Origin of the sequence: Paenibacillus sp. FSL P2-0322 (genome assembly GCF_037975315.1) — a bacterium.
Taxonomy (GTDB): Bacteria; Bacillota; Bacilli; order Paenibacillales; family Paenibacillaceae; genus Paenibacillus; species Paenibacillus polymyxa_B.
The window spans coordinates 3,992,181-4,005,653 of sequence record NZ_CP150243.1 but is presented as its reverse complement, the minus strand read 5'-3'; the positions used below and the strand labels follow the sequence as shown (position 1 = coordinate 4,005,653).

At 48.5% G+C, this 13,473-nt stretch carries 10 protein-coding genes; all 10 read left to right on the top strand.

Annotation, left to right across the window (positions count from 1 at the left end):
• Nucleotides 1–7 precede the first annotated feature (7 nt).
• The 10 genes from rsmH to murG all read left to right on the top strand — a co-directional run bounded on the left by rsmH (nucleotide 8) and on the right by murG (nucleotide 13,403).
• Nucleotides 8–958 carry a 16S rRNA (cytosine(1402)-N(4))-methyltransferase RsmH gene (gene rsmH / locus MKY24_RS17595; protein WP_023989455.1) on the top strand — a complete coding sequence of 317 codons (951 nt, stop codon included), beginning with the start codon at nucleotides 8–10 and terminating at the stop codon, nucleotides 956–958.
• Nucleotides 959–982: 24 nt separating this feature from the next.
• The gene (locus tag MKY24_RS17590) at nucleotides 983–1,363 is read left to right on the top strand and encodes a hypothetical protein (protein WP_025721604.1); all 381 of its coding nucleotides are present in this window, start codon (nucleotides 983–985) and stop codon (nucleotides 1,361–1,363) included.
• Between the two features lie 61 nt (nucleotides 1,364–1,424).
• Entirely contained in the window at nucleotides 1,425–3,779 is a 2,355-nt protein-coding gene (locus tag MKY24_RS17585; RefSeq protein ID WP_069080391.1) for a penicillin-binding transpeptidase domain-containing protein, read from the top strand.
• A gap of 81 nt (nucleotides 3,780–3,860) precedes the next feature.
• Nucleotides 3,861–5,777 carry a stage V sporulation protein D gene (locus MKY24_RS17580; protein ID WP_028540477.1) on the top strand — a complete coding sequence of 639 codons (1,917 nt, stop codon included), beginning with the start codon at nucleotides 3,861–3,863 and terminating at the stop codon, nucleotides 5,775–5,777.
• A 55-nt stretch (nucleotides 5,778–5,832) separates the two neighbouring features.
• Nucleotides 5,833–7,320, top strand: coding sequence for a UDP-N-acetylmuramoyl-L-alanyl-D-glutamate--2,6-diaminopimelate ligase (locus MKY24_RS17575; RefSeq protein ID WP_028540478.1), 1,488 nt, complete (start codon nucleotides 5,833–5,835; stop codon nucleotides 7,318–7,320).
• On the top strand, nucleotides 7,320–8,723 hold the full coding sequence (murF, locus tag MKY24_RS17570; protein WP_339202352.1) for a UDP-N-acetylmuramoyl-tripeptide--D-alanyl-D-alanine ligase: 1,404 nt from the start codon (nucleotides 7,320–7,322) through the stop codon (nucleotides 8,721–8,723). The genes MKY24_RS17575 and murF overlap by 1 nt, the downstream gene beginning before the upstream one ends.
• A 22-nt stretch (nucleotides 8,724–8,745) precedes the next feature.
• Nucleotides 8,746–9,714 carry a phospho-N-acetylmuramoyl-pentapeptide-transferase gene (mraY, locus tag MKY24_RS17565; RefSeq protein WP_013311092.1) on the top strand — a complete coding sequence of 323 codons (969 nt, stop codon included), beginning with the start codon at nucleotides 8,746–8,748 and terminating at the stop codon, nucleotides 9,712–9,714.
• Nucleotides 9,715–9,718: 4 nt separating this feature from the next.
• Nucleotides 9,719–11,140, top strand: coding sequence for a UDP-N-acetylmuramoyl-L-alanine--D-glutamate ligase (gene murD, locus MKY24_RS17560; protein ID WP_028540480.1), 1,422 nt, complete (start codon nucleotides 9,719–9,721; stop codon nucleotides 11,138–11,140).
• A gap of 49 nt (nucleotides 11,141–11,189) precedes the next feature.
• On the top strand, nucleotides 11,190–12,287 hold the full coding sequence (gene spoVE / locus MKY24_RS17555; protein WP_023989448.1) for a stage V sporulation protein E: 1,098 nt from the start codon (nucleotides 11,190–11,192) through the stop codon (nucleotides 12,285–12,287).
• A gap of 6 nt (nucleotides 12,288–12,293) precedes the next feature.
• Nucleotides 12,294–13,403 carry an undecaprenyldiphospho-muramoylpentapeptide beta-N-acetylglucosaminyltransferase gene (murG, locus tag MKY24_RS17550; RefSeq protein WP_028540482.1) on the top strand — a complete coding sequence of 370 codons (1,110 nt, stop codon included), beginning with the start codon at nucleotides 12,294–12,296 and terminating at the stop codon, nucleotides 13,401–13,403.
• The last annotated feature ends 70 nt before the right edge of the window (nucleotides 13,404–13,473 follow it).

Here is a 13,473-nt window from a genome sequence, read left to right as displayed (position 1 = left end):
CAGCCGTTTGTTTCACCACATTACCGTACTCAAAGAAGAAGCAACACAGGCACTAAACATCAGGCAGGACGGGATTTATGTGGACTGCACGTTGGGAGGGGCAGGACACAGTTCCGTCATTGCATCACAGCTTGGCCCTGAGGGAAGGCTCATTGCCTTTGATCAGGACGACTGGGCATTGAACAATGCGCGAGAGAAGCTGTCAGCCTATGAAGGTAAGATTTCATTAGTGAAATCCAACTTCCGCCACTTGCAGGACAAGCTGACCGAGCTGGGATTGCCCGAAAAAGACGGCGTCCCGCAGGTCCAGGGTATTTTGTTCGATCTGGGTGTATCCTCGCCCCAGTTCGATGAGGGGGAACGGGGATTTAGCTACAATCATGATGCACCGCTTGATATGCGGATGGATCAGAGTAGCTCGCTTACGGCTTACGAAATTGTCAATGAATGGTCGGAAGCAGAGATTGCGCGTATTTTGTTTCATTACGGAGAAGAGAAGTTTTCACGGCGGATCGCAAAGATCATGATTGAACGTCGATTGAACAAGCCTATTCACACAACAGGGGAACTTGTCGATATTATCAAAGAAGGAATTCCGGCTGCGGCACGCAGAACCGGGGGACATCCGGCTAAACGCAGTTTCCAGGCTTTGCGGATTGCTGTGAATGATGAGTTGGGTGCACTGGAAGATACTTTGCATCAGGCAATAAGATGTCTGGCTCCAGGAGGCAGAATTTCGGTCATTACATTCCATTCTCTGGAGGATCGGATATGCAAGCATATTTTCAAGGAGTATTTGGCGAAAAGCATCTATCCATCTGATTTGCCTATTTTGGAGGACAAAATGATAGGCGATCTGAAGCTGGTGAACCGTAAGCCGATTGTGGCGTCAGAGCAGGAATTGGAGCTTAATCCACGGTCCCGGTCAGCGAAGCTGAGAGTTGCCGAAAAATTGTAAATTTAATGGAGAAGGAGAGGCGACATGGCTTATACACGCGGTAATTTGGCTGTAAAAGAAAGAGCCCGTCAGGAACAGGTTCAGCAACAACGGTATCGTGAGACCACCAAAGTCGTTACACGCCGCAGAGAGCTGCCGATTCGAGAAAAGCTGCTGTATCTATTGACACTTGTAGCGTGCATTGTCATTGCTGGTATGTTGATTAGCAGGTACGCTCACATTTATCAAATCAATTATTCGATTAATACGGCAAGCAAGGACATTTCCAAATTACAGACCAATATCGCCCAACTGAAGATTCAAAAGGAGCGTCTGGAAAATCAGATCGTGCCGACTGCAAAGCAACAGGGATATATCGAACCAACAAGAGAGCCCATTCGTGTGGAAAAGCAGGCTGCCAAATAGTTAAGGGCATAGCATCAAGCTATGCTCTGACGTACATTTTTTTTGCAGAGAGGTTTGAGCTATGGTCAAAAGAATAAAGCTTCGCACACTGCTAATAGGGGGATGTATTACCCTCTTTTTTCTTGTTCTGCTACTTAAGGTATTTTGGATTCAAGTTGTGAGTGGGGAGTACTGGCATAACCTGGTAGTTAATCAAGTAGAAAGAGATCAGGTGATTCAGCCCAAGCGTGGAACCATTACGGACCGTAAAGGAAACGTATTAGCTACGGATGCACCGGCTTATACGGTAGTTGTCAATCCTAGCATCATTCAGGAGTATGATTTGGAGAATGAGGTTGTAGCTAAGCTGCACCAGTTACTCAAAACGCCTGAGGATGAGCTGAGAGGACATCTTTCTGCAAAGGATAAAAAGGGGAACTACTTAAAAAATCGCGAGATTCGTAATGGGGGCTGGAAGGTAGATCCTGAGGTCAAGGCACAAGTGGATACGTTCAAAGAGTATTTGAAGGATAAGTATGAAGTAATTGGAGCTGTGGACACCGTTCAAGAATCCAAACGCTATTATCCGGAAAATAAGCTGGCTTCCCATGTTCTTGGCTATCAAAGAAAAGATGGCACAGCAGGTATGGGGTTGGAAGCTTATTATAATAAAGAGCTCTCGGGGACGGCTGGAAAGCTTCTGTATCAGCGGGATCGGAAGGGAGTTCCTCTTCAAGGATCGGAAAGTGTCTATGAGCCGGCACAAAATGGTAAAAATTTAAAGCTGACGATTGACGATACGATTCAGTATTATATAGAGGATGCCATGCAGGAAGCTATTGCAAAATACAACCCGAAAACGATGACTGTAGTAGCTGCTGATCCCCAAACGATGGATGTTCTCGGTATGGCGACTTACCCGAATTTTAATCCCAATACATATGGGAGTACACCCTTGGAATATTTCCGTAATAATGCTACTCAATCTATCTACGAGCCTGGCTCCACGTTTAAGATTGTCACCTTGGCAGCTGCGGTTCAAGAAAAGGTGTTCAATCCAAATGAATCCTACCAATCTGGTATGATTCGGGTCGGAGGCTGGGATATTCGTGACGTAAGCCGTAACTGGGGAACGTTAACCTATCTTCAGGGGGTCAAGCGTTCAAGTAACGTCGGTTTCGTCCATCTGGGATTGGATAAGTTGGGTGGCGAAAGGCTGAAGAAATATATTAATAACTTTGGATTCGGCGTGAAAACAGGCATTGATCTTCCGAGTGAGTCTACCGGAGCTATTACTTTCCATACCCAGTACAAATCCGAGGTGGCAACGGCTTCGTATGGACACGGACGTGTTCAGGTAACTCCAATCCAGCAGGTAGCTGCAATTTCGGCAATTGCTAACGGGGGGAAGCTGATGCAACCTCATCTGGTGAAAGAAATCATGAACCCAGATACAGGCGAAGTTCAGACGATTCAACCGAAGGAAGTCCGCCAAGTGATTACTCGGGAATCGGCAGTCCAGACAAGCAGCTATCTGGAGCAGGTCGTATCTGACCAAGAAATTGGTACGGGACGCCTTGCTTATATTGACGGATATCGTGTAGCTGGTAAAACAGGTACAGCGACGAAGGTCGTCGGAAAAGTATATGACCATTCGAAGGATGTCGTGTCCTTTATAGGTTTTGCACCAGTAAATGATCCGAAAATAGCTGTTTTGGTTGTTATGGATGAACCTAACAAATCAGTAGGCGGCGGTACAGCAGCAGCGCCTGTATTTAAAAAAATCGTATCCCAATCGTTGCAATATATGGGGGTTCCAAAAACGGGAACTAAAACGAATAAATCAGGTGGCGCTGTTGTAAAAACAGTGAATTTGCCAACGGTACCAACATTAACTGGTCAGGTGAAGAAAGATGCGCAAAATGCATTGCTCAAACAGGGAATTGCCTATGAAACGGTAGGCAAAGGCTCCAAAATTGTTCGCCAATATCCTGAAGCAGGCGTCAAAATGAAACCCGGACAACGCATTTACTTGCTGACTGAGGATAGTGCCAACATGACTATTCCTGATTTTACAGGTGTTTCGTTGCGTGACACACTTCAAGTTCTGACCCTTATGAAGGTTGGTGTGCAGGTAAGCGGCGAAGGTTATGTTGTCTCTCAAAAGGCGCAAATGGTAAATGGAAAGCGGATCGTCAGCGTGACGCTTCAGCCGGCCAAAGAAACGGTGACCGGAGTGAAACCGGAGGAAACACAGGACTCGACCAATGGAGTTGCAGCTAACCAGACCGGCAGCGCAACAAAAACGGAGGCCGATACTAAAACCGAATCCAGTACTACTGCTGATGCTGGAACAGACGCGGGAGCTCCTAAGGGAGGAATATCTGCTGTTGCAGATGAGAAAAGTGCTGCTGCGATTAAAGGCGAGGATAACTGATAGCTTGTTCTAATGTCCGTTCTTTTGAATATTCATGAGGTAAGACATGTCATGAGTATTTGAGGAACGGAGGGAGCGCGTTTGAAAAAATCTAACGTGACCATGCGGCGGAGGCTGGTATGGGGGCTAATGGGATTATTTGTACTGTTTGCGGCCTTGTCGATCCGGCTCGCCTATGTTCAATTGGGTAAAGGAGGCGAGCTCTCGGCCAAGGCTGAGGATTCGTGGCGCCGCAATATTCCATTTGCCGCCAAGCGCGGCGAAATTTTGGATCGGCAGGGTACGGCGCTGACCTACAATGTCAGTTCGCCGACAGTCATGGCGATACCAGTGCAAATTAAGAAGCCGGAAGAAACGGCACGCAGGCTGGCGCCCTTGCTGGATATGAGTGAGGATAAAGTGCTCAAGCTGATTACCAAACGAACAGCAAGCCAAAAACTTCAGCCCGGCGGACGGAAAATTACGATGGAGAAAGCGCAGCAAATTCGTGATTTGAAGCTGCCGGGTATCGTTGTTGCTGAAGACAACAAACGTTATTATCCTTATGGTGATCTAGCGGCTCATATTCTTGGGTTTACAGGAATTGATAATCAAGGGCTGACAGGCGTAGAGAAGCAGCAAAACAGTAAGCTTCGGGGAATCGACGGAAGCATTGCGTATTTATCAGATGCAGGTGGTCGTCTGATGCCTGGTTCTTCTGAAAAATACATTGAACCGAAGGATGGACTGAATTTACAATTAACCATTGATAAGTCTGTGCAGTCCATTATGGAACGGGAGCTTGACCAAGCCATGGTCAAATTTCAGGCGAAGTCCGCGTTGTCTATTGCTATGAACCCCAAGACGGGTGAAATATTAGGCATGGCTGGACGACCAAGCTATGAGCCAGCACTATACAAGCAATATGCGCCTGAAATCTATAATCGAAATCTGCCTATCTGGATGACATATGAACCTGGGTCTACTTTCAAAATTATTACACTGGCGGCTGCCTTGGAAGAAAAGAAGGTCAATCTCAAAAATGACCGTTTTTTTGATCCGGGATATATTGAAGTCGGTGGAGCACGCCTGCGTTGCTGGAAGAAAGGCGGACATGGAAGCCAAACGTTCCTTCAAGTGGTGGAGAATTCTTGCAACCCCGGTTTTGTAACATTGGGGCAGCGGTTAGGTAAAGAAGCACTTTTCAAGTACATTCGGAATTTCGGCTTCGGCAGCAAAACGGGAATCGACATGATTGGTGAGGGCAACGGCATTTTGTTCAAGCTACCTCAGGTCGGTCCTGTAGAACTGGCGACAACCGCTTTTGGTCAAGGGGTGTCTGTCACTCCGATCCAGCAGGTTACCGCTGTATCGGCGGCAATCAATGGCGGTAATCTTTATAAGCCTCACATTACAAAAGGTTGGGTTCAGCCGGGAACCGGAAAAGTGCTGGAAAAAGTAGAACCAGAACTAGTACGTAGGGTCATTTCAGAGGAGACCTCCCGACAGGTAAGAGAAGCGCTGGAGAGCGTCGTTGCTAAAGGTACAGGTCGTCCTGCTTTCATTGAAGGCTACCGGGTGGGAGGTAAAACGGGGACAGCACAAAAGGTCATTAACGGACGTTATTCTTCCTCGGAGCATATTGTATCCTTTATTGGTTTTGCGCCGGCGGATGATCCGCAAATCGTCGTCTATACCGCTGTCGATAACCCGAAGGGAATTCAATTCGGCGGGGTGGTTGCTGCGCCAATCGTGCAAAATATTTTAAAGGACGCGCTGATTGCCTTGAAAATACCGCCTCGCACCAATCAAATTGCCAAAGAGTACAAGTATGGAGAAAATCCGATCGAAACGGTACCTGATCTGGTAGGTGCTACTGCAGCTGATTTGTACGAAGATATGAATATGAACTTTATGCTCGTGAAATCTGGGTCAGGCAAGACGGTCGTGAGTCAGGCGCCGAAGCCGGGCTCCAGATTGGAGCGAGGATCAACGATCCGTATTTACATGGGGGATTGATAGGTTCATTTTATACCATACTATGAATAACGAGAGAGCAATGGAGGAATGAAAGATGCAGCTTCAACAATTGGCTTCACTGCTGGCCGTCTCCCGTGTGGTGGGTGACGGTACAGTGGATTGCCGAGGAATCGGGGCGGATTCACGTCGAGTGCAACCGGGGGATTTATTTCTGTGTTTGCCAGGTTTTACAGTGGACGGACATGACTATGCTGAGCAGGCAATTGCGTCCGGGGCGGCAGCTTTGGTCGTTGAACGTGAACTGGATGTACCTGTTCCGCAGCTTGTAGTTAAGGATGCACGACATGCCATGGCGGTTTTGGCAGATTATATGTTTGATTCACCGAGCCGACGCATGCGCATGATCGGCATAACCGGAACCAACGGTAAAACAACGATAACTTATCTGATTGAAAAGATTATGAAGGATGCGGGGGTGAACACCGGACTGATTGGTACGATTCAAATGCGTTACGGTGGTCAGTCTTACCCAATGTCTGGCACTACGCCCGAAGCGGTGGAACTGCAACGTTATCTCGGAAATATGGCAGAGCAGGGGGTTCAATGCTGTGTCATGGAAGTATCCTCACATGCGTTGGAGCAGGGCCGCGTCAAAGGAACTGATTTTCGCACCGCTATATTTACAAACCTGACGCAGGACCACCTGGACTACCACAACACAATGGAGGAGTACCGTGCTGCAAAAGGACTTTTATTCTCTAGGTTGGGAAATGCTTTCTCGCGGGATGCATCCGATAGCAAATATGCTGTTCTGAATGCAGACGATCCGGCTTCTTCCTATTTGCAGGCTCAAACTGCGGCCCAAGTGATTACATACGGCGTGGAAAAGGAGTCTGATGTGCAGGCATCTCGTATCACTATAGGTTCCAAGGGAACCTCCTTTCATGTGTCTACTTTTAAAGGAGATACCGATATTGAGCTTCGAATGGTAGGCAAGTTCAATGTGTACAACGCACTGGCGGCCATTACCGCTGCTTTGCTGGAAGGAATCTCGTTGGTGGATATCAAGCGCAGTCTAGAGTCTATTGCAGGCGTAGATGGGCGGGTAGAGCCTGTAGATGCGGGTCAGCCCTTTGCTGTTATTGTAGATTATGCCCATACACCGGACGGATTGGAAAATGTCCTTCGCACCGTAAAGGAATTTGCGGTCGGTAAAGTATGGTGTGTATTTGGATGCGGCGGCGACCGAGATCGTACGAAACGCCCATTGATGGGGAAAATTGCTGCGCGTTACAGCGATCACTCATTTATTACTTCCGACAATCCGCGAACAGAGGACCCGAAAGTGATTTTGAAAGACATCGAACAAGGGTTGATCGACGAAGGTGTACCCGCAGAACGATACGAATTGATCGTGGATCGCAGAACTGCAATTCATAAAGCTGTTGAAATGGCAAGCCCTGACGATGTAGTATTGATTGCGGGAAAAGGTCATGAGACTTACCAATTGATCGGAAAAACGGTGCATGAATTCGATGACCGCATCGTAGCCAAAGAAGCGATAAGGGGTTTATCCAAGTGATGAAAAGAACAATCGGTCAGATTGCATCTATGTGTGGAGGAATACTTCACGGAGAAGCGGACACCGAACAGATGGTCGAAGGCGTTTTTACAGATTCTCGCAGGGCGCAGAGCCAAGGGTTGTTTGTTCCACTCGTGGGTGAACGGTTTGATGGGCATAATTATGTGCAGCAGATCGTAAGCGAGGCAGGTGCAGCTGCATTTTTATGGCAAAAGGATCATGGAGCACCTCCGGCTGAGAACGCTATTGAGGTAGAGGATACGTTAGAAGCCCTTCAGCATCTAGCAGCTGCATACTTACGCGAAACCGGCGTTTCTGTCGTTGGGATCACGGGAAGCAACGGCAAGACGACAACGAAAGACATCGTAAACGCTCTGCTGGGCACGACTTTTAAAGTACACAAAACCGAAGGGAATTATAACAATCATATCGGTTTGCCTTTAACGGTACTGTCCATGCCGCAGGATACAGATATTCTCATTCTGGAGATGGGCATGAGTGGACGTGGAGAGATTCGTCTGCTGGCTAATATTGCCCAACCAGATGTAGCTATCATAACGAACATAGGCGAATCGCACTTGCTGCAGCTTGGTTCTCGTACGGAAATCGCTCGTGCAAAGTTGGAGATCACAAGTGGCCTTAAGGCTGGTGGTTTGCTGATCTACAACGGAGATGAACCACTGCTTTCACAAGTGTTGGCGGAGTCTGAAACGGTCAAGCCTGAAGGTTTAAAATTGTTTACGTTCGGGCTAGTTGCAGGCAACGATGACTATCCAACTGAAATCACTTCCGATGGAGAAGGCAGCTTATTTATAACAGCCCAATCTGGAAAAGAGGCTTTCCGGCTTCCCTTGCTTGGACAGCACAATGTTGTAAATGGTTTGGCAGCACTGGCGGTAGCGCGTCATTTCAATGTCGATGCAGACCATATACGTAAAGGGTTGTCGTCTTTAAAGCTGACGGGCATGCGCATTGAGGTCGTGAACTGTCCTAATGGATTTACCGTGCTAAACGACGCTTATAATGCCAGTCCGGCTTCAATGAAGGCTGCAATTCAGACGTTGTCTGCGTATAAAACGGACGGACGTAAAATCGCCGTGCTTGGTGACATGCTGGAGCTGGGACCTGAGGAAAGGCAATTCCATGAGGAAATTGGAATTTTCGCGGCAAAGCATGACGTAGAAGTACTGTTTACCTACGGTGCGTTAGGCACTTCGATTGCGCAGGGTGCGCAAGGGTTGATGCCAACTGCTAACGTGCACGCTTATACAGATAAGCAAGAGCTGATCCAGTATTTGCTGGTTCATCTACACGCCAATGATATTGTGCTGGTTAAGGCATCCAGAGGGATGCGACTAGAAGAAATTGTGGATGCGCTGAAAAACGGTCCGCTACAGAACTGATGTTGACGAGAGGGAGACTCCCATGGATATTCAATTATTACTGCTGACGATCGTCGTATCGTTTATATTGGCGGTCATTGCCGCTCCACTGCTCATTCCGCTGCTGCGGCGAATGAAATTCGGCCAGCAGGTCCGGGATGACGGGCCACAAAGCCATCTTAAAAAAATAGGTACGCCTACAATGGGCGGTATCGTGATTCTGGTGGCTTTTACGCTGACCTTTCTTAAGTTTTCAGCTATCAAAAATACGGACTTTTACGTTCTGCTGGTTGCTACGCTGGGTTTTGGGCTGATCGGCTTTTTGGACGACTATATCAAGATTGTATTCAAACGCTCGTTAGGTCTGACGGCGCGTCAAAAGCTGTTTGGGCAATTATTGTTTGGCGCGATCATGTGCTGGCTTCTGCTTAGTAATGATCATAGTACTGCGATCGGCATCCCTGGAACGTCATGGTCTTTTGATTGGGGCGGCTGGTTTTATTATCCGTTCATCATTATCATGATGCTGGCGATTAGCAATGCTGTCAATTTCACGGATGGGCTGGACGGGCTGCTGTCCGGTACAAGTGCCATTGCCTTTGCTGCTTATGCCATTGTCGCGATTCAGGCGACCTCGCTTCCGGCAGCAGTATGCTCAGCGGCTATGATTGGCGCTGTACTCGGATTTCTCGTGTATAATGCTCATCCTGCCAAGGTGTTTATGGGTGACACAGGCTCGCTGGGAATCGGCGGCGCCATAGGTGCCATTGCCATCGTTACGAAAAGCGAAATTTTGTTCCTCATTATCGGTGGTGTATTCGTAATTGAAATGCTGTCCGTGGTCTTGCAAGTAGCTTCTTTTAAAACACGTGGCAAGCGTATTTTCAAAATGAGCCCGATTCATCATCATTTCGAGCTGTCCGGCTGGTCCGAATGGCGCGTAGTTATTACATTCTGGGCTGTAGGACTGTTGTTGGCAGGACTCGGACTTTATCTCAACAAGGGGTTGTAGACAAATGAACCATCCAGACGCATACAGAGATCAGGAAGTCGTCATTATCGGGCTGGCCAAAAGCGGCGTGCAAGTTGCCAAGGTGCTGCACCAGGCCGGAGCCAAGCTGACAGTCAATGATAAAAAAGATAGGGAACAATGTCCCGAAGCTTCTGAATTAGAGGCTTTGGGAATTTCCGTTTTATGCGGGGGTCACCCAGAGGGGCTAATTCATCCTGGAGTGAAGCTGGTTGTCAAAAATCCAGGGATTCCTTATACGGCTCCTCCCGTACAGAAAGCTGTCGAGCTCGGCATTGAGGTCGTGACCGAGGTTGAGGTCGCCTACCATCTATGTAAAGCTCCGATCATCGGAATTACTGGCTCCAACGGAAAGACGACCACGACCACTTGGGTAGGCAAGCTGTTGGAGGCATCCGGCATGAATCCAATCGTGGCTGGTAATATCGGTACGCCCTTATGTGAGGCGGCTGTGGACGCCAAGTCGGACGAGTGGATGGTTGTGGAGCTGAGCAGCTTTCAGTTAAAAGGAACAAAGGATTTCAAGCCCGCTGTGGCCTGCCTGCTCAATGTAGCTGAGACCCATTTGGACTACCACGGAGGCATGGAGGACTACGTTGCATCCAAGGCGCGTCTATTTGCCAATCAAACGGCGGCGGATACTGCGGTGGTGAACTGGGATGACCCCGTCTGCCGGGAGCTCGTACCCTATATAAAAGCGAAGCTGCTTCCGTTCTCTATGACAGAACGTTTGCAGGAAGGGTTGTTCGCTGACCCGCCATACATACCGGATGTGACGGACGATATTGAACGTAGCATCGTATACCGCGATGGAAATGGTGTGCTGCATCCCATTATAGGCGTAGCTGAGATTGGACTTCCGGGTCGTTTTAACGTAGAAAATGCTCTTGCTGCTTGCGCAATCGCCATTGCTGCAGGCGCAGAACCAGCGAATTTGGCGGAACCATTAAGTACTTTTCGCGGCGTCGAACATCGGCTTGAATATGTTTTAGAACACGCTGGTGTAGCTTATTACAATAATTCCAAAGCAACCAATTCGAAAGCAACAATGATGGCCTTATCTTCCTTTAAGCAACCCATTGTACTCATTGCCGGAGGATTGGATCGCGGTTCTGATTATACAGAGCTCGTACCTTCATTGCAGGAAGGTGTGAAAGCCGTTGTGCTCTTGGGTGAGACACGGCATAAGTTGGCTGAGCGCGCCCAGCAGGCCGGAATAGAGCATGTCAAGGTCGTCGATAATGGGGAGGATGCCGCCGCTACGCTCGTGGAGGCTGTGAACAAGGCTGCTGAATTTGCTGAGACGGGAGATGTAGTATTACTCTCACCCGCCTGTGCAAGCTGGGATATGTTCCGATCCTATGAAGAGCGTGGACGTATTTTTAAAGAGGCGGCGCATAAATTGTAAGTAGGGGGGTTGGATAAGCCCCTACTTTTATGCAAGGGGTGGCCTCCTGATGAAGCAATCTCGTCCAGCGCCGGATCTATGGCTTTTCGTTTGTATTGTAAGCTTATTAGCCATCGGCATGGTTATGGTATACAGTGCGGGCGCCGTCCTCGCTTTTCACGAGTACGGGGACTCCTACTATTTTGTAAAGCGGCAATTGCTGTTTGCAGGGCTCGGTCTTGTAGCGATGTACTTTACTGCCAGAACGGACTACCGGATCTGGCAGAAATATGCCAAGGTTGTGTTGTTGATCTGTCTTGCGTTGCTGGTTGCCGTATTAATTCCCGGCATTGGTGTAGTAAGAGGCGGGGCACGAAGCTGGCTCGGTATTAGCTCTTTCGGCATTCAGCCTTCCGAGTTTATGAAGCTGGGTATGATTCTTTTTCTCGCTCGTTGGCTCAGTCGTCCTGACTATGATATTAGCTCTTTTACGCGCGGCCTGTTGCCCCCGCTTGGACTCATGGGACTGGCTTTTGGGCTTATTATGCTCCAGCCAGATTTGGGCACTGGCACGGTAATGATGGGAGCGTCCATGCTCATCGTATTTACGGCAGGCGCGCGTATGAAGCATCTCGGTCTGCTGGCTTTGTCGGGAGCAGCAGGGTTTGCTGCACTGATTGCAGCTGCACCTTATCGGCTCCAGCGCATCACCGCTTTTCTGGACCCTTGGTCCGATCCGCTTGGCGCAGGTTATCAAATTATTCAATCGCTATATGCGATTGGTCCTGGCGGCCTAGCGGGCTTGGGGCTTGGCATGAGTCGACAAAAATATAGCTACGTTCCTGAGCCGCAGACTGATTTTATTTTTTCCATTTTGGCGGAGGAGCTTGGCTTTATCGGTGGAATGGCGGTGCTGGGGCTCTTTTTGGTTCTCGTGTGGAGAGGAATGCGTGTCGCTATAACCATTCCGGATACCTATGGTAGTTTGCTTGCGGTGGGTATTGTCGCAATGGTCGCCGTACAGGTCGTCATTAATATTGGGGTCGTTATCGGTTTAATGCCGGTGACAGGAATAACACTGCCCTTAATCAGCTATGGAGGTTCTTCTCTGACCTTAATGCTAACTGCTCTGGGCATTTTACTAAATTTATCACGTTATGCGAGGTGAACGTTTATGCGCGTCGTGTTGAGCGGCGGCGGCACCGGAGGGCATATTTATCCGGCGCTGGCCGTAGCCAGACAGTGCGAAGAGATTGATTCGGACGCTGAATTTTTATACATTGGCGGTCAACGAGGACTCGAAAGCAAGTTGGTTCCTCAGGAAAAAATTCCATTTGAGGCTATTGATATCACAGGATTTCGTCGCAGCTTGTCTGTGGAAAATATAAAAACGATCATGCGCTTTTTCAAAGGGGTTCGCAGATCCAAAGCATTATTAAAGAAATTTAAGCCAGATGTCGTTATTGGCACCGGGGGATATGTATGCGGCCCCGTCGTTTATGCAGCTTCCAAGTTGGGAATTCCCAGCATTATTCATGAGCAAAATGCAATTCCAGGGCTGACTAATACATTTCTGAGTCGCTATGTGGATACAGTGGCTGTTAGCTTTGAAGGCTCAGAAGGAGCTTTCCCCAAAGCTAAAAATGTACTGTACACCGGGAACCCGCGTGCTACAACAGTTCGTTTGGCTAACCGGGATCGGGGATTTGCTACTATTGGGGTACCGATGAACAGCTCGGTCGTCCTTGTGGTCGGTGGCAGCAGGGGAGCGAAGGCCATTAATGACGCCATGATTGCAATGGCTCCGCAACTTTCGCAACTGAAAGACGTCCATTTTGTATATGTAACCGGTGAATCTTATTATGAGCAAACGCTGGATAGCATACGGAATCAGATCGGCTCATTGCCCAATCATCTACACGTGCTTCCCTATATTCACAATATGCCAGAGGTGCTGGCTTGTACCTCATTAATTGTTAATCGCGCAGGTGCGTCCTTCTTGGCAGAGATCACATCGTTGGGCATTCCGTCCATTCTGATCCCATCACCTAATGTGACGAATAACCATCAGGAGGCTAATGCTCGTACACTTGAAAAGGCAGGCGCATCCGTCATGATTGTAGAAAAGGAACTGAGTGGCCCGGCCCTGTTTCAATCTATAGCGGGAATTATGAAGGATGAGGCATGGCGGAGTCGTATGGCAGAGTCGGCGTCTGCGCTTGGCAAGCCTGACTCAGCAGATATTTTAGTAAAAGAAATGGAACGTCTTGCCCATAAAAGGTAGTCTGCAGCGCAGAATTGGGCGGTTGTCACACACCGGATGGTATTTACATAGGATACCCTATAGATTGTGA

Bases quoted from the DNA above. Each gene is read 5' to 3' on its own strand.
- MKY24_RS17590 (WP_025721604.1), top strand. From the start codon at position 983: ATGGCTTATACACGCGGTAATTTGGCTGTAAAAGAAAGAGCCCGTCAG.
- MKY24_RS17585 (WP_069080391.1), top strand. From the start codon at position 1,425: ATGGTCAAAAGAATAAAGCTTCGCACACTGCTAATAGGGGGATGTATT.
- MKY24_RS17575 (WP_028540478.1), top strand. From the start codon at position 5,833: ATGCAGCTTCAACAATTGGCTTCACTGCTGGCCGTCTCCCGTGTGGTG.
- murF (WP_339202352.1), top strand. From the start codon at position 7,320: ATGAAAAGAACAATCGGTCAGATTGCATCTATGTGTGGAGGAATACTT.
- mraY (WP_013311092.1), top strand. From the start codon at position 8,746: ATGGATATTCAATTATTACTGCTGACGATCGTCGTATCGTTTATATTG.
- murD (WP_028540480.1), top strand. From the start codon at position 9,719: ATGAACCATCCAGACGCATACAGAGATCAGGAAGTCGTCATTATCGGG.
- spoVE (WP_023989448.1), top strand. From the start codon at position 11,190: ATGAAGCAATCTCGTCCAGCGCCGGATCTATGGCTTTTCGTTTGTATT.
- murG (WP_028540482.1), top strand. From the start codon at position 12,294: ATGCGCGTCGTGTTGAGCGGCGGCGGCACCGGAGGGCATATTTATCCG.